Source organism: Mesorhizobium sp. M1396, from assembly GCF_040317725.1.
GTDB lineage: Bacteria > Pseudomonadota > Alphaproteobacteria > Rhizobiales > Rhizobiaceae > Mesorhizobium.
This window is the reverse complement of sequence record NZ_JAMYLA010000031.1, coordinates 59,528-80,952: the sequence shown is the minus strand read 5'-3', so window position 1 is coordinate 80,952 and position 21,425 is coordinate 59,528. Positions and strand designations below refer to the sequence as shown.

Genomic DNA, 21,425 nt, shown 5'->3' with positions numbered 1-21,425 from the left:
CCCGGCCAACACCCAAAACCCCTCCCCGTCCCCGGCGCCTACTCGCCACCCCGGGCCCCCAATCAAATATCGTGTGGTGGGGGGCGCGCCCTGCGGCGGGCCGGGTTTTCCCGCCGCGGCCGCGCTGCAGGCTGAGAATCCCGAAGGCTTCCGGCTGTTGAGTTCATGCCCGGCACGCTTCGAATATGCCGGCTCGTCCGGTGTGCGGCTGCAGGCGAAGCGGCCGATGATCGAGCTCGGACCCGATGGCGAGCTGATCTGCATCCGCTTCAACAACCGTTCGCTGGCGCCGACGGTCGACGTGCCGTTCGCCGATATGGAGGGGTATTACGCCGCCTATCGCCGGTTCGCCGAACTGATCGAGGATCCGTCCTTCGAGGTGACGTTCAAGCTCGAAGCGGGGCAGGCGTTCATCGTGGACAACACGCGCGTCATGCATGCGCGCAAGGCATTTTCCGGCACCGGCAAACGCTGGCTGCAGGGTTGCTATGCCGACAAGGACGGTCTGCTGTCGACGCTCGCGGCGATCGAGCACGGGTTCAAGGAGGCAGCGGAATGAGCGGCAAGGACCTGGACGCGGACACCATCGTCGAGTTCATCGCCGACATCTTTGAACGCAGGGGCGCGGAATCCTATCTCGGCGAACCCGTCACCATGTCCGAGCACATGCTGCAGGGCGCCTGGTTCGCCGAAAAGGACGGCGCGCCCGACGAACTGGTCGCGGCGGCCCTGCTGCACGACATCGGCCACTACACCAGCGAGTTCGGCACCTATTCGCCGGAGGATGTCGAGGACAAGCATCATGATGTGGCCGGTGGCGAGGTGCTGGCGCCGTTCTTTCCGCCTGTCATCGTCGAATGCGTCAGGCTGCATGTCGCGGCCAAGCGTTACCTCTGCGCCACCGACCCGACCTATTTTGGCAGGCTTTCGCAGGCCTCGATGCATACGCTCTCGCTGCAGGGCGGGCCGATGAGCGCCGAGGAGGTGGCCGAGTTCCGCAAGAACCCCTTCCACGAGGAAGCGGTCCGGGTCCGCATCTGGGATGAGAGCGGCAAGATCGCCAACATGAAGACGCGGACCTTTCGCGACTACGTGCCGCTGCTGCAGCGGGTCGTGACGCAGTTCGCGGTGGATAAGCCAGCGTAGTCAGTTAATCCAATCGGGGAAGGAGGCAGGGTGCAAGCCGTGCCTCCTTCATGCTGCTCGGCTGGAATGGCGATCGACTATCCCTTGTGGTGGACCTGCTGCAGGCCGTAGACCGGCGTCGCGATGCCTTCGTGCCGCGCCTTCAATTGCAGCGACAGGAACTGCGAATAGTGGCGTGACTGGTGCAGATTGCCGCCATGGAACCACAGCGCCTCCTGTTGCGTCGGCTTCCACATGTTGCGCAACTCGCCTTCCCAAGGACCGGGATCCTTGGTGGTGTTCGAGCCGAGGCCCCAGCATTTGCCAACCTTGTCGGCGACGTCCCTGGAGATCAGATCGGCGGCCCAGCCGTTCATCGAGCCGTAGCCGGTGGCATAGACGATGAGGTCCGCGGGCAGTTCCGACCCGTCGCTGAGCAGAACCGAATGATGCTTGATCTCTTCGACGTCGACGCCGCTCTTCAGCTTGATCGAACCATCGATGATCAGCTGTGAGGCGCCGACATCGATATAATAGCCAGAGCCGCGCCTCAGGTACTTCATGAACAGGCCGGACTCGTCGTCGCCCCAGTCGAGCATGAAACCGGCGTCTTCCAATCCCTTGTAGAACGCCGCGTCGCGTTTCTTCATCTCGGCATAGGCGGGGATCTGGAACTCGTGCAGGATCTTGTAGGGCAGCGAAGCAAAGATCAGGTCGGCCTTGGCCGTGGTGATGCCGTTCTGCACCGCCTGCTCCGAATAGAGCGAACCCAGTCCGATTTCCATCAGCGTGTCGGATCTGGAGATATGGGTACTCGAGCGCTGCACCATGGTGACGTCGGCGCCGGCTTCCCAAAGTGCCGCGGCGATGTCATGGGCGGAATTGTTGGATCCGATGACAACGGCCTTCTTGCCGACATAAGCGTCGGGTCCGAGGTGCTGCGAGGAGTGATGCTGATCGCCTTTGAAGTCTTCCATGCCTTTGAATTTCGGCATGTTGGCCTTACCGGATTGTCCAGTGGCCAGCACCAATTGCTTGGGTTTCAGGACGATGTCCTTGCCGTCGCGCCGGACGACGACGGTCCATTCCTTGTTCTTATCGTCATAGGAAGCGCTTTTTGCCTCGGTCGAGGACCAGTAATTCAGCTCCATCACCTTGGTGTACATTTCCAGCCAGTCGCCGATCTTGTCCTTGGGCGAGAAGACCGGCCAGTTCCTGGGGAAGTCGATATAGGGCAGATGGTCGTACCAGACCGGGTCATGCAGGCAGAGCGACTTGTAGCGCTTGCGCCAGCTGTCGCCGGCGCGCTCGTTCTTCTCGATGATGATGGTCGGCACGCCCAGTTGCCGCAGCCGCGCGCCGAGCGCGATGCCGCCCTGGCCGCCGCCGATGATGACCGTGTAGGGCTGCGTCTTGAAGCCGAGTTCGGCAGCTTCCTTCTCGCGCTCTTCCTTCCATGTCGGCCGGTTCTTGCCCGAGCCATGTTTGGCGCCCATCGGCCGCGCGAAACCCGCCGGCTCCTCGTGGCCTTTCAATTCGACCATGGTGGTCAGCAGCGTCCAGATCTTGCCGTCCTTCAGCCTGGCATGACCGAAACCGCGTGCTACCTCCGTCTCGAAGCTGATCCAGCCCTCGATCAACCCGCCGCTCTCGGTCGCATCCTCGCCCTTGGCGATGGCAAAGTGTGACGGCCTGGTTTTCGACAACTGGCTTTTCAGCATGTCGCGGACCTGGTCGCGGCCTTCCATGGTCTTGATGTTCCAGGTGAAGGTGACGAGGTCGCGCCAATAGCAATCCTCCTGAAAGCAATCGACCGCCTTTTCGATGTCATTGGCGGCCAGGGCGGCGCCGAATTGGTCGAGCAGGTCGGACAGTTTCTTGCTAGGGGCCTTGTCGAGCATCAGGTTTCCTCCCGTGAAATCCAGATCGTCATGGTGGCTCCGCCGGACGTGCCGGCCGGACGATCAAGTATCGGCAAAGATAGCGGCCCTCGTCACGCCCCACCATAGTTTTCAGCGGTTTCAACGGCTTATCCGAAGCCGCGATTTCCAAAATACGTTGCGGCGGCGGCTGAACACAACTCATGCTTCAGAAACGTCGGCAGCAAAGACAGCACCCACGCTCCGTCGTGGCACCGAGCCATGGAACGCCTTCATTGCCGGCGCGACTTTTTCCCGTTGACAGGGTGCCTTTCCCGCCCTTAGTGTCCGCCACCATGAAAACGGCACTCATTCTCGTAGGAAAGCGCATGGGCAAGGCGGTGTAACCGCCGGGCGAAAACCCCCCATGCGCAGACACAGGCTCCCTCGGGAGCCTTTTTTATTGCCTGAAACACGACTAAACGACCAGCAATCGCCAGATGGCGGACAGTACGGGACCAGACCGATGAGCAACGGACAGAACGAACGGCGCGAGATGACAGGCGCCGAAATGGTGGTGCAGGCGCTGAAGGACAATGGCGTCAAGCATGTCTTCGGCTATCCGGGCGGCGCCGTCCTTCCGATCTATGACGAGATCTTCCAGCAGGACGAGGTCGAGCACATCCTGGTGCGCCACGAACAGGGCGCCGGCCATGCGGCGGAAGGCTATGCGCGCTCGACCGGCAAGGCCGGCGTCATGCTGGTGACCTCCGGCCCCGGCGCCACCAATGCGGTGACGCCGCTGCAGGACGCGCTGATGGATTCGATCCCGCTGGTCTGCCTGACCGGGCAGGTGCCGACCTCGCTGATCGGCTCCGACGCTTTTCAGGAATGCGATACCGTCGGCATCACGCGTCCCTGCACCAAGCACAACTGGCTGGTGAAGGACGTCAACGAGCTCGCCGCGACCATCCACGAGGCCTTCCATGTCGCGACCACCGGCCGTCCCGGTCCGGTCGTCGTCGACATCCCGAAGGATGTGCAGTTCGCCAAGGGATTCTACGTCCCGCCGCAGATCGCGCCGCGCACCAGCTATCAGCCCAAGGTCCAGGGCGACCTGGAAAAGATCAAGGCGGCGGTCGAACTGATGGCCGGCGCCAAGAAGCCGATCATCTATAGCGGCGGCGGCGTCATCAATTCAGGCCCGGAAGCAAGCCACCTGCTGCGCGAGCTGGTCGATCTCACCGGTTTCCCGATCACCTCGACGCTGATGGGCCTCGGCGCCTATCCGGCATCGGGCAAGAACTGGATGGGCATGCTGGGCATGCACGGCACCTATGAAGCCAACATGGCCATGCATGATTGCGACGTGATGATCTGCATCGGCGCGCGTTTCGACGACCGCATCACCGGGCGGCTGACCGCGTTTTCGCCGAACTCGAAGAAAATCCACATCGACATTGATCCGTCGTCGATCAACAAGAACGTCCACACCGAGGTGCCGATCATCGGCGATGTCGGCCGGGTGCTGGAGGATATGGTGCGGCTGTGGCGGGCGAGCGCCAAGGCCGACAAGAAGGCGCTCTATCCCTGGTGGGAGCAGATCGCCAAATGGCGCGCGCGCGACTCGCTCGCATACAAGATGAACAACGACGTCATCATGCCGCAATACGCCATCGAGCGGCTCTACGAACTGACCAAGGGCATGGACACCTACATCACGACCGAGGTCGGCCAGCACCAGATGTGGGCCGCGCAGCACTATCATTTCGAGAAGCCGAACCGCTGGATGACGTCGGGCGGGCTGGGCACGATGGGTTATGGCCTGCCGGCGGCACTCGGCGTCCAGATCGCGCATCCCGACGCGCTGGTCATCGACATCGCCGGCGATGCCTCGGTGCAGATGACGATGCAGGAGATGAGCGCTGCGGTGCAGCACGACGCACCGATCAAGATCTTCATCCTGAACAACCAGTATATGGGCATGGTGCGGCAGTGGCAGCAACTGCTGCACGGCAATCGGCTGTCGCATTCCTATACCGAGGCGATGCCGGACTTCGTCAAGCTGGCGGAGGCCTATGGCGGCCACGGCATCCGCTGCGAGAAGCCGGACGAGTTGGACGACGCCATCAAGGAGATGATCTCGGTCAGGAAACCGGTGCTGTTCGATTGCCGCGTCGCGACGCTCGCCAACTGCTTCCCGATGATCCCGTCGGGCAAGGCGCACAACGAGATGCTGCTGCCCGACGAGGCGACCGACGAGGCGGTGGCCAACGCCATCGACGCCAGGGGCAGGGAACTGGTGTAGCCGTCAGAACGGGGGCAGGGCTGTCGCGAGAAGCCGTGCGCAAACAGAGAGTTAGATCAAGAGTTTGAAATCGAGATTCATGTCATGAACGCACAGCTACAGCCGACCGGTTCCGCTTATTTCATCGCCAAGGAAACCGAAAAGCCGGAAAACCACACGCTTTCCGTGTTGGTCGACAACGAGCCGGGCGTGCTTGCCCGGGTCATCGGCCTCTTTTCCGGGCGGGGCTACAACATCGAAAGCCTGACCGTCTCCGAGACCGAACATGAGAAGCACCTGTCGCGCATCACCATCGTGACGCGCGGCACGCCGCATGTGCTGGAGCAGATCAAGCATCAGCTCGAGCGCATCGTGCCGGTGCACCGCGTCGTCGACCTGACCGTGCGTTCGCACGAATCCGGCCAGGAGCGGCCGCTGGAGCGGGAACTGGCGCTGGTCAAGGTGGGCGGCACCGGTGAGGCCCGCGTCGAGGCACTGCGGCTGGCCGACGCCTTTCGCGCCAGCGTCATCGACGCCAATACCGAGCATTTCATCTTCGAGATCACCGGCAAGGGCTCCAAGATCGACCAGTTCATCGCCATCATGAAGCCGCTCGGCCTGGTCGAAATCTGCCGCACCGGCGTGGCGGCGTTGAATCGCGGCCCACAGGCGATGTAAGCCTGCGGCATCGACAGTTTTGGCGGGGCGCGCCTGGTCCGGCCACGAGCCGGCCGCTGGCCTTTGCGCGGACCTCACGAAGCGACAATAATGCTGACATATCTGGGAGGATATCATGTCGCTTGACGCATTCCTTGCCCTGCTTGTCTACGCTTTCGTGACCTCGATCACGCCGGGGCCGAACAACCTCATGCTTCTGGCATCGGGTGTGAATTTCGGCCTCGTCAGATCGGTTCCACACATGCTGGGCATCAGCATCGGTTTCCTGGTGCTGCTGGTTGCCGTGGGTCTTGGCCTGGGTGCGGTGCTTACGGCTTTCCCGGCGCTGCACACCGGATTGAAGATCGCCGGCGGTGCCTATCTGCTCTATCTCGCCTGGAAGATCGCCATGTCGCGCTCACTCAGCGGCAAGGGCGAGGTGAAGGCACAGCCGATGCGCTTCATCGATGCGGCGGCATTCCAGTGGGTCAATCCGAAGGCATGGGTGATGGCGATCACCGCCATGGCCGTCTACGCCAATCCTGAGCGTCCATTCCTGTCGGTGGTGTTGATCGCCGTGGCCTTCACCGTCGTCAATCTGCCAAGCGTCTCGGTGTGGGCGGGGTTCGGCACCGCGCTGCGCAGTTTCCTGTCGGACCCGCTGCGGCTGAAATGGTTCAACATCGCCATGGGCGTGCTGCTGGCGGCGACGCTTTGGCCGATGCTGAGATAGGTCGTGGGGCGCACCATCTGATCGTCGCGAAACGGGATCCCGACTCTCGGCGGACCGTCCAGATTGGGAGCCAAGCCGTGTTGCACATCCATTGTGCAGTGCACATTAAATCTTCGTAATGCCGTGTTTTGGCCCTTTTCCAACAAAGGCGTGTCCTATGTATTCGGCGTAATCGCGGCAACGGCCGTGATTTGCGTTAGAATAAGAACCATCGGACCACGGCGCGTCGGGTGAAGAGGGCCTTTTGACCATGCGTGGAAAAGCCGTTCTTTCGTTGCTTGCCCTCGCCTGCTTGGCAGCGGCCTGGCTCTATCTTTCGCCTGATGCGCTGGGCAGGGTTCGACAGCTCGTCGGCGCAAGGCAGGTGGCCGCGCCGTCGGACAAACCGGCTGCGGGTTTGGACAAGAAAGCCGCTGGCGCGTCGCGCTCCGCATCCATCCTCTCGGCCGTCGCCTCGACCGCCGATTTCCCGATCCGGCGCTATGCGATCGGTTTTGTCTCCTCTCCGGCCGTCGTCAGCATCAATGCGCGGGTCTCCAGCCAGATCGTCTCGATCGACGTCAAGGACGGGCAGATGGTCAGGGTTGGCGACGTTCTTTTTTCGCTCGATGACCGGGCGCTGAGGGCGCAACTGGCCAAGGACCAGGCGGCGCTCGCCAAGGACCAGGCGATGCTCGCCAGCTCGCGTTCGGATCTGCAGCGCGCCAAGGACCTGGTCGCCAAGCAGGCCGGCACGCAGCAGACCTACGACCAGGCCGTCGCCGCGGAGAAGGCTGCCGCGGCGACCGTCGATGCCGACAAGGCGACGATCGACGCCGACAACGTCCAGCTTGGCTTTGCCACGATCACGGCGCCGATTGCCGGCAGGCTGGGTGCGGTCAATGTCGCCGTCGGCGACCTCGTCACCACCAGCAATGGCAACAGCAGCACGGCGACCCCGCTGGTGACCATCACGCAGATGGACCCGCTGCAGGTCAACTTCAATCTGCCGGAAAGCAACCTGGCGCTGCTGCACAAGGCGCTCGCCAACCCGCGGCAAGGGGCAGTGACGCTGACCAAGGACGGCGACCCGACGCCGATCGGCAAGGGCACGCTCGATTTCGTCGACTCCAGCGTCGACACCGCGTCGGGCACGATCGCCACGCGGGCAAGCATTCCGAATGCCGATCTTTCGCTCTGGCCGGGCCAGTATGTGAATGTCGTGCTCGACGCCGGCATCATGCCGCGGATGACCTCCGTTCCCACGGTCGCGGTCCAGCCCAGCCAGAAGGGGCCATTCGTCTATGTGGTCAAGCCGGACAATACCGTCGAGATGCGCCCGGTGCAGGTGGCGCTGACCGACGGCGAGAACAGCGCCATCAGCCAAGGGCTGAAAAGCGGTGAGAAAGTTGTCACCGAAGGCCAGACAGGGCTGAAGGACGGCGCCGCCGTGCATGAAGGCAAGGCCGCGGCGGGTGCTGCCGCGCCCAAGGTGGCCGAGGCAGCCAATGCCGGCGAGGCGGCTCGATGATCTCCGAATTTTGCATACGCCGGCCTGTCGCCACCCTTCTGATGTCATTCGCGCTGGTGCTGGGCGGACTGTTCGCTTACAAATTCCTGCCGGTGGCCGCACTGCCCAGCGCCGAATTCCCGGTGGTCAATGTCTCGGCCTCGCTGCCCGGCGCCTCGCCGGAGACCATGGCGACCTCGGTGGCGACGCCACTGATCAAGCAGTTCGCCACCATTGCCGGCATCGATTCCATTTCGACCACCAACTCGCTTGGCCAGACCTCGATCGCCATCCAGTTCGTGCTCAACCGGGACATCGACGCCGCCGCCGCGGATGTACAGGCGGCGATCGCGCGCACGCAAAGATCGCTGCCGCCGCAGATGACGGCGCCGCCGAGCTATCGCAAGGTCAATCCGGCCGACGCGCCCATTCTTTTGATGTCGCTGGTCAGCGACACGGTTCCGCTGACCGATCTCGATGCTTTCGCGGAAAACGTCATCTCGCCGTCGCTGTCGACCATCGACGGGGTGGCGCAGGTCTCGATCTTCGGCCAGCAGAAATACGCGGTGCGCATCCAGATCGACCCGACCGCGCTTGCCGCGCGCGGCATCTCGATCGATCAACTGCAGGCGGCGATCGCGTCCGCCAACAGCAACACGCCGCTCGGCGTGCTGCAGAACGACAAGCAGCAGCTCACGATCACCGCCAACACGCAGCTCAATGACGCGGCCGGCTTCTCCAACATCATCATCGCCGCCAAAAACGGTCACCCGGTGCGACTGGGCGAGGTCACCCGCGTCGTCGATTCGGTGCAGACGACCACGACCGCAAGTTGGTACGATGGTACCCGCGCGATCATCATGGCGGTGCAGCGCCAGCCCGACGCCAACACGGTCGACGTCGTCGACAAGGTCAAGGCGATGCTGCCGTCCTTCCAGGACCAGATGCCGGCCGCTGCCTCGATCAAGCTGCTCAACGATCGCTCGACCTCGATCCGCCAGGCCGTCGACGATGTGCAGTTCACGCTGCTGTTGACCATCGCGCTGGTGGTGATGGTGATCTTCGTGTTCCTGCGCCGGGTGACGGCGACGATCATTCCGGCCGTGGCGGTGCCGATCTCGCTGATCGCCACGCTCGGCGCGATGTTCCTGTTCGGCTTTTCCATCGACAACATATCGCTGATGGGCCTGACGCTCGCCGTCGGCCTCGTCGTCGACGACGCCATCGTGATGCTGGAAAACATCTTCCGCCACATGGAGGAGGATGGGCTGTCGGCCTTCGATGCGTCGCTGAAGGGCGCGCGCGAAATCGGCTTCACCATCATCTCGATCTCGATCTCGCTGGTGGCGGTGTTCATCCCGGTGCTGCTGATGGGCGGCGTCATCGGGCGCATCTTCAACGAGTTCGCAGTCGTGGTGACGGTCGCCATCCTGGCGTCGATGTTCGTGTCGCTGACGCTGACGCCGATGCTGTGCTCGCGGCTGCTGTCGGTCACCAAGGCCGACCGCGACAAGCATGGCCCTGGCCATAAGCAGGACCTCGTCACACGCGGCTACGACCGGATCTTGAGTTTCTGCCTGCGGCACACCTTCCTGGTGTTCCTCGTCTTCATGGGAACCGCGGCAGCGTCGGTGTGGCTGATCGAGGTCTCGCCGAAGGGGTTCTTCCCACAGGAGGATATCGGCCAGATATCGGTGACCACCATTGCGCGCCAGGACATCTCGTTCGACGCCATGTCCAAGCTGCAAGGGCAGGTCGCCAGCGTCTTCTCGCATTCGCCCTATGTCGACCATGTGGCGTGGTCGGCGGGTAGCGGCAACAATGCGCTCAACCAGGGGCAGCTCTTCGTCCAGCTCAAGGGCAAGGACCAGCGTCCCGATATCGACAAGGTGCTTTCGGATCTGCGCAAGCAACTGGCCGGCGTGGCGGGTATCGAGACCTACATGCAGCCGGTGCAGAACCTGAGGCTGGGCTCACGGTCGTCGGCCAGCGCCTACCAGCTCGTGGTTCAGGGGCTCGATGCCGGCCAGACCGATATTTGGGCGCAGAAACTCAATGACGCGATGGCGGCCGACCATACGAACTTCACCGATGTCACCAGCGACCTGCAGAACAATGCGCTGCAGGCGACGCTGGTGGTGGATCGCGACAAGGCCGCGCAGCTCGGCATCGATACCGACACGCTGCGCTCTGCCCTCTATGGCGGGTTCGGCACCGACCAGGTTTCGACGATCTTCGGTTCGGCCGACAGCTACGAAGTCATAACCGAGCTTGATCCCAAGATCGAATGGTCGCCCGAGCGGATGCTCGCCATCCAGATGAGGACGGCAAGCGGCAGTCTGGTTCCGCTCGGCGCCTTCGCCCGGGTCGAGCGCACGGCAGGCGCCCTGACGGTCAACCAGCTCGGCCAGCTTCCGGCGGTGACGATCTCCTACAACCTGCCGCAGGGCGTTGCGCTGGGTGACAGCGTGACGCGCATCGACGCGCTCAAAGAGCAGATCGGCATGCCGACGGCGATCTCGACCACCTTTGCCGGCACGGCCAAGACCTTCCAGGATTCGCTGGCCAACCAGGGTCTTCTGGTCGGCGGCGCGATCCTGACCATCTATATCGTGCTCGGCATCCTCTATGAGAGCTTCATCCACCCGCTCACGATCCTCACCGGCCTGCCGTCGGCTGTGCTCGGGGCGGTTGTTGCCCTGCGCTTTGCCGGCATGGATCTGTCTGTCATCGCGGTGATCGGTATCCTGATGCTGATCGGCATCGTCAAGAAGAACGGCATCATGATGGTCGACGTCGCGCTCGAACTGCGACGAGAAGGCATGTCGGCGACCGAGTCGATCCACAAGGCCTGCCTGATGCGTTTCCGGCCGATCATGATGACGACGCTGGCGGCATTGATGGGTACGTTCCCGATCGCGCTCGGCACGGGCGCCAGCGCCGAATTGCGCCAGCCGCTGGGCGTTGCCGTTGTCGGCGGTCTGCTTGCGTCGCAGGCGCTGACCCTGTTCGTGACCCCGGTGATCTATGTCTACATGGAGAATTTCTCGGGCTGGCTGGTCGGGCTATGGTCGAAGCGCAAGGGCGAGCCGAGTCGTGTCGAAGATATCGACCAGCCCTCGCTGTTCAAGGCGAGGGAAGAAATGCTGCCCGAACCGCAGCGGGCGGCCGCCGAATAGAGGCAGGGCCAGCTCCATATGCCGCTGGCCCAAGGCGTTGCGCTTGCGGTGGCAACACCGGAACCGTAATTTGGCGCCATGTCACACGATCATGACCACGACAACGAACTCGATCCGTTTGCAGCCCGCGTGCGCGCGCTGGAGACCATCCTCACCCGCAAGGGGCTGATCGATCCGGCGGCGATCGATGTCATCGTCGATACTTACGAGACGAAAATCGGCCCGCGCAACGGCGCCAGGGTGGTGGCCAAGGCCTGGGCCGACGCGGAGTTTGCCGACTGGCTGAAACGCGATGCGACCGCGGCGATCGGATCGCTCGGTTACACCGGCCGTCAGGGCGAGCATATGCAGGCGGTGTTCAACACCGAGGACACGCACAACCTCGTCGTCTGCACGCTGTGCTCCTGCTATCCGTGGTCGGTGCTCGGCCTGCCGCCGGTCTGGTACAAGGCGCCGCCCTATCGGTCGCGCGCCGTCATCGATCCGCGCGGGGTGCTGGAGGAATTCGGGCTGACGCTGCCGGCGACCAAGAAGATCCGTGTCTGGGATTCGACCGCCGAATTGCGTTATCTCGTCGTGCCGATACGGCCGGAGGGCACCGAGGGTTGGAGCGAGGAGCGGCTAGCGGAACTGGTGAGCCGCGATGCGATGATCGGCACCGGCCTGGCGAGGCAGCCGGCATGAACGGGCCGCACGATCTCGGCGGACAGATGGGGTTCGGCCCGGTCGCGCCGGAAAAGGACGAGCCGTATTTTCATGCCGCCTGGGAAAGGCGGGCGCTCGGCGTGACGCTGACTGCCGGCGCGATGGGAGCGTGGAACATCGACGAAAGCCGGCATGCGCGGGAATCGCTGCATCCGGCCGACTATTATGCCTCCAGCTACTATGAGATCTGGATCAAGGCGCTGGAGATCCTGCTCAAGCGCCATGGCTTCGTCACGGAGCGCGATCTCGAGGCAGGCATGGCGGTCGATCCGGCAGCGGTGCCGAAGCGGGTATTGAAGGCTGAATGCGTGCCTGATGTGCTGGCCAAGGGCGGTCCCTGCGACCGGCCGGTGGCGCGGCCGGCGCGGTTCAAGGCCGGCGACCTCGTGCGGACCAAGAACTTCAACGCGACCGGCCACACGCGGCTGCCGCGCTACGCACGCGGCAGGCAGGGTACAATCGAGGCGGTGCGCGACGGGTTCGTGTTTCCCGACAGCAACGCACATGGGCACGGTGAAAACCCGCAATGGGTCTACACCGTGGTTTTCGAAGGGGCGGAAATCTGGGGCGAGGGGGCCGACCCGACGCTGAGCGTTTCGATCGATGCCTGGGAGAGCTATCTTGAGCCGGCGTGAGGGCCTCGTCGCCGATCTGCCGCCGGGCGTCGATGCTCCGGTCTTTGCCGAGCCATGGCAGGCCGAAGCCTTCGCCATGACGGTAGCGTTGCACGACAAGGGCCTGTTTTCGTGGAGTGAATGGGCGCAGGCGCTGTCGGCGCAGGTGAAGAAGCCAGGTGCCGCGGCTGATGGCCATGACTATTACGAACATTGGCTGGCGGCACTCGAAAGCCTGCTTGTCTCGAAAGGGCTGGCCGCCAAGGCGGATGTCGACGCAATGGCTGAGGCCTGGGAACGCGCAGCGCACGCCACCCCGCACGGCAAGCCGATCCTGCTGGAGAACGATCCCAGTGCGACCCGACAGGGTCGTGGCGGCCCGACCCGATAGGTCGGCAACCCGCCCTAATGACGTCGAGCGAGATCGTGCGTTCTCTTTACGTTCTGATTTGCCCCTGATAGCCTAGCCTGTCGGCGGCACTGAGGCGCTCGACCCGTCGATGGTGGTGATGGCTGTCTTGTCTTTCCCTTGCGAATCCGGTCTCTCGCGCTGATGGAATTCTCTCCCCAACAGGACGAGGCGCTGCAAGCGGTTGCCCGCTGGCTCAAGACCGGCAAGCCGCAGCTGTTCCGGCTGTTCGGCTATGCCGGCACCGGCAAGACGACGCTGGCGCGCTATTTCGCCGAGCATGTCGACGGCCAGGTGCAGTTCGCCGCCTTCACCGGAAAGGCGGCACAGGTTCTGCGCTCCAAGGGCGCGGTCAATGCGCGCACCATCCATTCGCTGATCTACCGGCCGAAAGGCGAGGAATCGGTGTCGGACGAGATCACCGGCAAGACCTCGATGTCGCCGACCTTTTCGCTCAACCGGCAGAGCCCGATCACGCGGGCGAAACTGGTCGTCATCGACGAATGTTCGATGGTCGACGAACAGCTCGGCCGCGACCTGATGAGCTTCGGCACGCCAATCCTGGTGCTCGGCGACCCCGGCCAGTTGCCGCCGATCTCGGGGGGCGGCTTCTTCACCGACCACGAGCCGGATTTCCTGCTCACTGAAATCCACCGGCAGGCGCGCGACAACCCGATCCTGCGGCTGGCGCTCGATGTGCGCGAGGGCCGTGAATTCATGCGTGGCGACTACGGCACGGCGCAGGTGATCGGCAAGGAAGACGTCACCCAGGAGCTGGTGCTGAAGGCCGACCAGGTCTTGGTCGGCACCAACCGCACGCGGCGCCGCTACAATCAGCGGCTGCGCGAACTCAAAGGCTTCAATGCCGACTATCCGCAGGCCGGCGACAAACTGGTCTGTCTGCGCAACGATCCGGCCAAGGGCCTGCTCAACGGCTCGCTATGGAAGGTGATGACCTCGTCGCGCGAAACGGTGAAGCCCGGCATCAATCTGCTGGTGTCACCGGAAGAGGACGATCCGGATCGCGGTGTCGCCAAGATCAAGCTGCTCAAGGCGGCGTTCGAGGATCCCGACGCCGATATTCCGTGGCAGCAGAAGAAACGCTTCGACGATTTCGACTATGGTTACGCGCTGACCGTGCACAAGGCACAGGGCTCGCAGTGGAACGAGATCGTGCTGTTCGATGAAAGCTGGGCCTTCAAGGAAACCCGCCAGCGCTGGCTCTACACGGCAATCACGCGGGCGGCAGAGCGGCTGACGATCGTCAGGTAGCAGGCAATCGGACGCTATCGCTCCCCGACAGGCTGCGCAGCAAGCCATTGCCAGGCGGCGGCTTCGTCTTCCGCCTTGAAGTGTCTGAATTCGATAGGCGGTGAGGGCGGCAGGAAGCGTTTTGCGTCCGCTATCCAGTCCGGTTTGCCTATCGCCGCGCAACGGCCGACATGTTCCAATGCATGAATGGCGCCCTGCTTCAGGGTCTCGTCCGCGATATCGGCCCAGTCGACGCCCTCGTGGTCGATGAGGCGCACCAGTACGTCGATGCGCTGGTGGAGGGCATAGGCAGCCTCCAGCAACCCGAAAAGGTTTTCGCCATCGGCCGCGGAAACGTGCCCGACGACGTCGATGGCGAAAAGGTCGTCACGGTTGGTCTCGACACGGCGAATCGCCGGCACGGCATCGAGAAAATTCATGGGTGCGTCCTTTCCCGGACTCATTCATCAGGCTCTTGGAACACCCGAAACCCCCTGTCTGTTCCCGTCAAAGGCATTATAGGTGGCGCATCGAATGATTTCCGAGGCCATCGCCATGCCCGCAAAACTCTCCGTCAATCTCAATGCCATCGCCATGCTGCGCAACCGGCGCGACCTGCCGTGGCCCAGCGTCACCGGCCTCGGCCGCATTGCGCTCGCGGCCGGGGCGCACGGACTGACGGTGCATCCGCGCCCCGACGAGCGGCACACAAGACACTCCGACTTGCCCGAGATCCGGTCGCTGATCGACGACGAGTTTCCGCGTGCGGAATTCAACATCGAGGGCTATCCGACCGAGGAGTTCCTGGCACTTGTGGAAAAGCATCAGCCCGAACAGGTGACGCTGGTGCCGGACGATCCGGCCCAGGCAACCTCCGACCACGGCTGGAACTTCGCGGCACAGGCCGCGTTCCTCACTCCGATCGTCAAACGCCTGAAGAAGGGAGGCTTTCGCGTGTCGCTGTTTGCCGATCCGGACCCCGATTGCGTGGCCGCCGCGCGCGATACCGGGGCTGACCGCATCGAGCTCTATACGGGTCCGTATGGAAGCTATCATTCGGATTCCGCCAAAGCAGCCAAGGAATTGGAAAGGTTGGGAAAAACCGCCGATGCCGCGCTTGCCGTCGGGCTTCAGGTCAATGCCGGGCATGACCTGGTGGTCAGCAATCTGCCTGCGCTTGCCAAGCGCATTCCGGCACTGGCCGAAGTGTCGATCGGACATGGGTTGACAGCCGACGCATTGGAGTATGGCATGGCCGGCACGGTGGGGCGATTTCTCAAGGCCTGCGGGTGGTAGCGATGGCAGACTCGCGCGACAGACATGGCAGCCATTACCCAACGGCACTTGATATTGCATCGCAGCAAGCGTAGAGCACCGCGCGCTTATCGGAGTGTCGTCCATGGCCCTTACCAATGCTGGTACTGAGGCAGAATCTGTCGAACAATCGAGCCATCCAGAGGTCGAACAGCACAGCACCAAGATTCTGATGCTGGGCGCGCTCGGTGTCGTCTATGGTGATATCGGCACCAGCCCGATCTACGCCTTTCGCGAAGCATTGCACGCCTCGTCCGGCGGCGATGTCGCCGAACGTGGCGACATCCTTGGCGTGTTGTCGCTGATCATCTGGTCGCTCACGATCACGGTTACAGTAAAATATATCATGTTCGTGCTGCGCGCCGACAACCGCGGCGAGGGCGGCGTGCTGTCGCTGATGGCGCTGGCGCGCGGCAGCTTCCCGACGCGCTCGGCGATCATTCTCGCTATCGGCATTGTCGGGGCCTCGCTGTTTTTCGGCGATGCCGTCATCACGCCGGCCATCTCGGTGCTGTCGGCGGTCGAGGGCATGAATGTCGTCACGCCTGCTTTCCAGCCTTATGTGGTACCGCTGACATTGGTCATTCTGGCCATACTGTTCGCGGTGCAGCGGTTCGGCACGGGTGGTGTCGGCTTGGTGTTTGGCCCGGTGACCGCCGTGTGGTTCCTGGCCATTGGCCTTTCCGGTCTCAATCACATCGTCGCCGATCCGGAAATCCTGTGGGCAATCAGTCCGCACTATATCGCCGCCTTCCTGATCAATTCGCCCGACGTCGCTTTCGTCACCGTCGGCGCCGTCTTCCTCGCGGTCACCGGTGCCGAGGCGCTCTATGCCGATCTCGGTCATTTCGGCCGCAAGCCGATCGTGCTGGCTTGGCTGGCGATCGTGTTTCCTTGCCTGCTGCTCAACTATGCCGGGCAGGGCGCATTCGTGTTGGCCAATGGCGGAGTCGTCGGCCATCCATTCTTCGAGATGAACGGAGGCTGGACGCTGATCCCGATGGTCGTTCTGGCGACTGCCGCGACGGTGATCGCCAGCCAGGCCGTGATTTCAGGCGCCTTCTCGCTGACCAGGCAGGCGGTGCAGCTCAACATGTTGCCGCGCCTCGAAATCCTGCACACGTCGGAGAGACAGTCCGGCCAGATCTACATGCCGCGCGTCAACCTCTTGCTGGCGTTGGTGGTGATGATGCTGGTCGTCGGCTTCGGCGAGTCCAGCAGGCTGGCTTCGGCCTATGGCATCTCGGTGACCGGCAACATGCTGGTGACGACGACCCTGCTCTTCGTCATCATGACACGCATCTGGAAATGGAACCTCTGGCCGGCAATCGCGCTGACGGCGCTGTTCATGTTCATCGATATAGGCTTCTTTGCCTCCAACATCGTCAAGGTATTCGAGGGTGGTTGGGCCTCGTTGGCGGTGGCCTTCGCTATAATCATGGCCATGTGGACCTGGGTGCGCGGCAGTCGCTACCTGTTCGACAAGACCCGCCGCAACGAGATCCCGCTCGATTTCCTCGCCGGCAATTTGTTGAAGAAAAAGCCGCAGCTGGTGTCCGGCACCGCCGTGTTCCTGACCAGCGATCCGCTCAGCGCGCCAACCGCGCTGATGCACAGCCTGAAGCACTACAAGGTGCTGCATGAGCAGAACGTCATTCTTTCGGTGGTGACGGCGCCGCAGCCAGTGGTGCCTGACAGCGACCGGGTCAAGATGGAGACGGTCAACGAGCTGTTCATGCGGGTGACGCTGACCTTCGGCTACATGGAGCAGCCCAACATCCCGCGCGCGCTGGCGATCTGCCGCAAGCAAGGCTGGAAGTTCGACATCATGACGACCTCGTTCTTCCTGTCGCGGCGTTCGCTCAAGGCCTCGCCCAATTCCGGAATGCCTGTGTGGCAGGACCGGTTGTTCATCGGCCTGGCGCGCACGGCGGCCGACGCGACGGAGTATTTCCAGATCCCGACCGGTCGTGTGGTGGAGATCGGTACACAGGTGGCGATCTGACCGGCTCGGAATAAAACCGGCTCTGCCGCGATCCTTCGCGCCCCCCTCTGTCCTGCCGGACATCCCCCACGAGGGCAGGGCTATCGCATATGGATTCTTGCGAAGAAGACCCCCACCCTAACCCTCCCCACAAGGGGGAGGGAACGCTGCCGCGTGCCTTTAATTCTTCTTTGGCGCCGAAAAGACAGGCGATTCGCCTAGGTCAGCACCAACGGAAGTCTCCCTCCCCCTTGTGGGGAGGGGTTAGGGGTGGGGGTCCGTGCCGCGCAGGCATCTCAGGACTATGCCCGGCGAAAACGCCGCTTCAGCCCGCCAGGGCTGCTTTGTTCGCCTCGAGAAATTGCTTCAACGTCTTTGGCGTCCTGCCGGAAAGTTTCTCGATCGCGTCGGTCACCATGGCGATGCGGCCGGAGCGCGTGTTGGCGTCGAAGGACACGACGACGTCAGCGAAATCCTCGGGGACACCGGCCGCCTTCACGCCTTCGGTCAGGGCTTCATCCGGAACCTGCACGACATTGAGCGGCTTGCCGGTGACCTCGCTCACCAGGGCGGCGATTTCGGCCGTGGTGTAGGCGTGCGGGCCGGTCAACGTGTAGGTCTTGCTTTCGTTTGAGGCGCCAGCGAGGCCGGCGGCGATCGCCGCGGCCATGTCATCGCGTGCGCCGTGCGCAATGCGACCTTCGCCGGCGGACGTATACCAGTGTCCCGAGGCGATCGCGTGCGGCAGTGCCATGAACAGATTCTCCTGGTACCAGCCGTTGCGGAAGATCGTGTAGGGGATGCCGCTCGCCTTGATCGCCTGCTCGGTGCTGTAGTGATCGTTGGCGAACAGCACGGGCGAAACTGGCTCGGGATTGGGCATCGAGGTGTAGAGCAGATGCGAAATGCCGGCGTTCTTGGCCGCGGCGACTGCATTTTCGTGCTGCTTCAGGCGTTTGCCGCTTTTGAGATCGAGATCGCCGGTCGAAATGATCAGCACCTTGTCGGCGCCCTTGAATGCGGTTTCCAGCGAGGCCGCGTCGTTGAAATCGGCGGTCCTGACGACAACGCCGCGCGCCGCCAAATCGGCCACGTTTTCTGGATTGCGTGTTGTGGCGATGATCTTTGCCGGCGGAACTTTGTGCGTGTCCAGGAGATAGTGGATGACGCCGCGGCCAAGCTGGCCGGAGGCGCCGGTGACGAGAAGGGTTTCGGTCATGGGGGATCCTGACGTTGCGCCGCAAGGGCGGATCGAGCGGTAGTCTCGGAAAGAGACCAGCACTAAAATAGGAATTGACCCACCGCCGTAAAGAAGGCAGTTTTTCGGGAGGTAGGCACAGGCAGGGAACCACCCATGGACGGCAAGGTCATCAATCTGAAATCGAAGATGGAGATCTATAAGGCGATGAGCGGGGACGGCAATTTCGCCAATTGTCCGGTCCGCGATGTCATCCAGGGCGTCAGCGGCAAATGGAGATCGCTGCTGATGATGGCGCTGGCTGAAAGACCCTATCGCTTCGGCGAGTTGAGGCGCCTGGTGCCCGATATTTCGCAACGCATGCTGACCCAGACGCTGCACGATTTGCAGCGCGATGGCTATGTCCATCGTGAGGTGTTCCCGACCAAACCACCGAGTGTTGAATACAGCCTGACCGATCTAGGGCGCTCGATGTTCGGCGCTTTTCATCAATTGATTCTATGGGCCGAACTCAACCACGATGCGGTGCGGATAGCGCGCGCCGATTTTGATGCCGCCCAAGGTTGAGCCGGCCAATGCCCGGAGCCGCAACTTGATTTCGCCCGACGGCTGAAGGATTGTCCTCGCCAATCAGGCTTGGGGCATCGAGATTTCATACCATATCGCAATTGCCGGCGCCGGCCCGGCTGGGCTGGCCATGGCGCTCTATCTCAAGCGTGCCGGGCATCGGGTCACCGTCTTCGAGCGCTTCGACGAACCGAAGCCGGTCGGCTCCGGACTGATCCTGCAGCCGACCGGGCTGACGGTGCTGGCCGATCTTGGCCTGCTCGACGACATACTGGCGCTGGGCAGCCGCATCGACCGCTTGTATGGCGCCGACGCCCGCAGCGGCCGCACCGTGCTCGATGTACGCTATGATGCGCAACGAGGCCATCGTTTTGGGTCGGCGATACACCGGGCGGCCCTATTCGGCGTGCTCTTTCGCGCCACGCAGCGCGAGGCGATCGCTATCGAAACCGGCGTCGAGATCGAGGCTCTGGAGAACGGCGAGCGGGCGACGCTGATCCGTGGCAACGGACGAAGGGCGGGGCCATTCGATCTGGTCGTCGACGCCAGCGGTTCGCGCTCGAAACTGCGACGCGCAAGCGCTCCAGGCGAGCCACGACCACTTACCTATGGCGCGTTCTGGGCCTCGCTCGGTTGGCGCGGCGAAGGTTTTGACGAGCATGCGCTGCTGCAACGCTACGACAAAGCGAGCGTGATGATCGGCGTGCTGCCGATCGGCCGGCCGGAGTCGGGCGCTGAAAAGATGGCGGCGTTCTTCTGGAGCCTCAAGCCGGCCGATGCCGAGCGGGTGCGGGCAGTGGGTCTCGACGCCTGGAAGGAGAGGCTGGTCGCGCTGTGGCCCGAATGCGAGGCGTTCACCAGCCAGATCGAGGATTTCGACCAGCTCTCGCTGGCGCGCTATGGCCACCACACGATGAAATGGCCGGCCGGCCGGCGGCTGGCCATTATCGGCGATGCGGCGCACTCGACCAGCCCGCAGCTCGGGCAAGGGGCGAACATGGCGCTGCTTGATGCCGCGGCGCTCAGCCATGCGCTGGCACGGACGGCGAGTGTCGAGGCAGCGCTTGAAGCCTATGCGAAGGCGCGCCGCTGGCATGTGCGGATCTTCCAGGCGCTGTCGCTGGCGTTCACGCCGTTCTACCAGTCGGATTCCGTGGCGCCGCCCTTCATCCGCGACACGCTGGTGGTGACGGTGGCAAAAATTCCGCCGGCACCGCGGTTCCTCGCCTCGATGGTGGCCGGCACGGTGATCGATCCGTTCAGGCGGATCGGGCTTGCAGAGGCGAAATGGCCGGATCGCTTCGGTGGATGAGGCTCGAAAGGTATGATCCCTTCGCCCGCAGGAAGGCATGCAGGCCTTGCGGGTAGCCCGGCGCCACGGCGTACTTGATCGACGGGCGTTCACTCAACGCCTGGCGCCAGGCGCGGACGAGCGGTTTACCGTCAAGGATGCCGAAATCACCGATCCGGTCGAAGGCGTCCAGATAGCGGAAGACCGGACCGTAAACGGCGTCGACCAGCGAAAAGTGCTCGCCGGCGAACCAGGGTCCGCCAAGCTCGTCCGCCAGTTCGGTTTCGAGACGATCGAACATGGCTGACAGCGCGCTGGATTCGGCCAGGAAGCCGGCCTCGGTCGACGCTGAATAGAACCGGCCGATGGCGTTGAGCGTGGCCGAGCCGAACTCGATCCAGGCTCGGTGCCGGGCGCGGGTATAGGGGTCGGTGGGGTGGAGGGGATTGGCCTGCGTCTCTTCGAGGAGTTCGAGGATGACCGCGGATTCGAAGATCACAGTTTCCTCGCCATTTCGCTGCACGCGCAGCAGCGGCACCTTGCCGAGCGGTGAAATCGCCTTGAACCACTCCGGCCTGTTGGCTAGGTCGATATCGATGCGCTCGAACGGCACGCCCTTTTCAGCCAGTGAAATCGCGGCGCGCTGAACATAGGGGCAGAGATGGTGGCTGACGAGAATGAGCTTGTCGGTCATTTTACTCGCCCCAATGTCGGCGAGTTCGCGGATTTCGTGTTTCATTGGACTGGCTTTCCATAATTTAAT

At 63.0% G+C, this 21,425-nt stretch carries 19 protein-coding genes; 15 read left to right on the top strand and 4 right to left on the bottom strand.

What is annotated here, in order from left to right; genetic code table 11:
• Window positions 1-559 (top strand): TauD/TfdA family dioxygenase (locus NKH02_RS20655; protein WP_352881065.1); only part of this gene is annotated, 559 nt, incomplete at its 5' end.
• Window positions 556-1,146, top strand: coding sequence for a (R)-1-hydroxy-2-trimethylaminoethylphosphonate oxygenase (gene tmpB / locus NKH02_RS20650; protein ID WP_352881063.1), 591 nt, complete (start codon window positions 556-558; stop codon window positions 1,144-1,146). The genes NKH02_RS20655 and tmpB, both read left to right, overlap by 4 nt.
• Before the next feature lie 77 nt (window positions 1,147-1,223).
• Here the strand turns inward: tmpB and NKH02_RS20645 are convergent, their stop codons facing one another.
• A complete protein-coding gene (locus tag NKH02_RS20645; protein WP_352881061.1) occupies window positions 1,224-3,026 on the bottom strand; it encodes an NAD(P)-binding domain-containing protein in 1,803 nt (600 codons plus the stop codon).
• 484 nt (window positions 3,027-3,510) lie between these two features.
• On the opposite strand from NKH02_RS20645, the gene NKH02_RS20640 reads away from it, so the two are divergent.
• The 9 genes from NKH02_RS20640 (at window position 3,511) to NKH02_RS20600 (ending at window position 14,329) form a co-directional block, all read left to right on the top strand.
• Entirely contained in the window at window positions 3,511-5,292 is a 1,782-nt protein-coding gene (locus NKH02_RS20640) for an acetolactate synthase 3 large subunit (protein WP_352865159.1), read from the top strand.
• A gap of 84 nt (window positions 5,293-5,376) precedes the next feature.
• The gene (ilvN, locus tag NKH02_RS20635) at window positions 5,377-5,949 is read left to right on the top strand and encodes an acetolactate synthase small subunit (protein ID WP_352881059.1); all 573 of its coding nucleotides are present in this window, start codon (window positions 5,377-5,379) and stop codon (window positions 5,947-5,949) included.
• A gap of 115 nt (window positions 5,950-6,064) precedes the next feature.
• On the top strand, window positions 6,065-6,661 hold the full coding sequence (locus NKH02_RS20630; protein WP_352881058.1) for a LysE family translocator: 597 nt from the start codon (window positions 6,065-6,067) through the stop codon (window positions 6,659-6,661).
• Window positions 6,662-6,911: 250 nt separating this feature from the next.
• Window positions 6,912-8,171 carry an efflux RND transporter periplasmic adaptor subunit gene (locus tag NKH02_RS20625; RefSeq protein ID WP_352881056.1) on the top strand — a complete coding sequence of 420 codons (1,260 nt, stop codon included), beginning with the start codon at window positions 6,912-6,914 and terminating at the stop codon, window positions 8,169-8,171.
• Complete coding sequence (locus tag NKH02_RS20620) at window positions 8,168-11,329, top strand: efflux RND transporter permease subunit (RefSeq protein WP_352881054.1); 3,162 nt, start codon at window positions 8,168-8,170, stop codon at window positions 11,327-11,329. The genes NKH02_RS20625 and NKH02_RS20620 overlap by 4 nt, the downstream gene beginning before the upstream one ends.
• Window positions 11,330-11,407: 78 nt before the next feature.
• Window positions 11,408-12,013, top strand: a complete 606-nt coding sequence (gene nthA / locus NKH02_RS20615; protein ID WP_352881052.1) for a nitrile hydratase subunit alpha — start codon at window positions 11,408-11,410, stop codon at window positions 12,011-12,013.
• Window positions 12,010-12,669 (top strand): nitrile hydratase subunit beta, encoded by a 660-nt coding sequence (gene nthB / locus NKH02_RS20610; RefSeq protein WP_352881051.1) that lies wholly within the window; start codon window positions 12,010-12,012, stop codon window positions 12,667-12,669. The genes nthA and nthB overlap by 4 nt, the downstream gene beginning before the upstream one ends.
• Window positions 12,656-13,039: a nitrile hydratase accessory protein gene (locus tag NKH02_RS20605; protein ID WP_352881049.1), complete on the top strand. Its 384-nt coding sequence runs from the start codon at window positions 12,656-12,658 to the stop codon at window positions 13,037-13,039. The genes nthB and NKH02_RS20605 overlap by 14 nt, the downstream gene beginning before the upstream one ends.
• Window positions 13,040-13,201: 162 nt before the next feature.
• A complete protein-coding gene (locus NKH02_RS20600; RefSeq protein ID WP_352881047.1) occupies window positions 13,202-14,329 on the top strand; it encodes an ATP-dependent DNA helicase in 1,128 nt (375 codons plus the stop codon).
• A gap of 14 nt (window positions 14,330-14,343) precedes the next feature.
• On the opposite strand, the gene NKH02_RS20595 is transcribed toward NKH02_RS20600, so the two are convergent.
• A complete protein-coding gene (locus NKH02_RS20595) occupies window positions 14,344-14,748 on the bottom strand; it encodes a SpoIIAA family protein (RefSeq protein WP_352881046.1) in 405 nt (134 codons plus the stop codon).
• A gap of 115 nt (window positions 14,749-14,863) precedes the next feature.
• Here NKH02_RS20595 and NKH02_RS20590 point away from each other — a divergent pair, with 115 nt between their 5' ends.
• Together NKH02_RS20590 and NKH02_RS20585 are read left to right on the top strand one after the other, a co-directional pair.
• Window positions 14,864-15,604 (top strand): pyridoxine 5'-phosphate synthase, encoded by a 741-nt coding sequence (locus NKH02_RS20590; protein WP_352881071.1) that lies wholly within the window; start codon window positions 14,864-14,866, stop codon window positions 15,602-15,604.
• 103 nt (window positions 15,605-15,707) lie between these two features.
• On the top strand, window positions 15,708-17,627 hold the full coding sequence (locus tag NKH02_RS20585) for a potassium transporter Kup (RefSeq protein WP_352870917.1): 1,920 nt from the start codon (window positions 15,708-15,710) through the stop codon (window positions 17,625-17,627).
• 304 nt (window positions 17,628-17,931) lie between these two features.
• Here the strand turns inward: NKH02_RS20585 and NKH02_RS20580 are convergent, their stop codons facing one another.
• Window positions 17,932-18,825 (bottom strand): SDR family oxidoreductase, encoded by an 894-nt coding sequence (locus NKH02_RS20580; RefSeq protein WP_352881045.1) that lies wholly within the window; start codon window positions 18,823-18,825, stop codon window positions 17,932-17,934.
• A 135-nt stretch (window positions 18,826-18,960) separates the two neighbouring features.
• Between NKH02_RS20580 and NKH02_RS20575 the strand changes: the two genes are divergently transcribed.
• Together NKH02_RS20575 and NKH02_RS20570 are read left to right on the top strand one after the other, a co-directional pair.
• Complete coding sequence (locus NKH02_RS20575; RefSeq protein WP_352870921.1) at window positions 18,961-19,371, top strand: winged helix-turn-helix transcriptional regulator; 411 nt, start codon at window positions 18,961-18,963, stop codon at window positions 19,369-19,371.
• A 130-nt stretch (window positions 19,372-19,501) separates the two neighbouring features.
• Window positions 19,502-20,683: an FAD-dependent oxidoreductase gene (locus tag NKH02_RS20570; RefSeq protein WP_352881043.1), complete on the top strand. Its 1,182-nt coding sequence runs from the start codon at window positions 19,502-19,504 to the stop codon at window positions 20,681-20,683.
• On the opposite strand, the gene NKH02_RS20565 is transcribed toward NKH02_RS20570, so the two are convergent.
• Window positions 20,631-21,356 (bottom strand): glutathione S-transferase family protein, encoded by a 726-nt coding sequence (locus NKH02_RS20565; protein ID WP_352881069.1) that lies wholly within the window; start codon window positions 21,354-21,356, stop codon window positions 20,631-20,633. The two genes, NKH02_RS20570 and NKH02_RS20565, sit on opposite strands and share 53 nt — an antisense overlap.
• Between the last annotated feature and the right edge of the window lie 69 nt (window positions 21,357-21,425).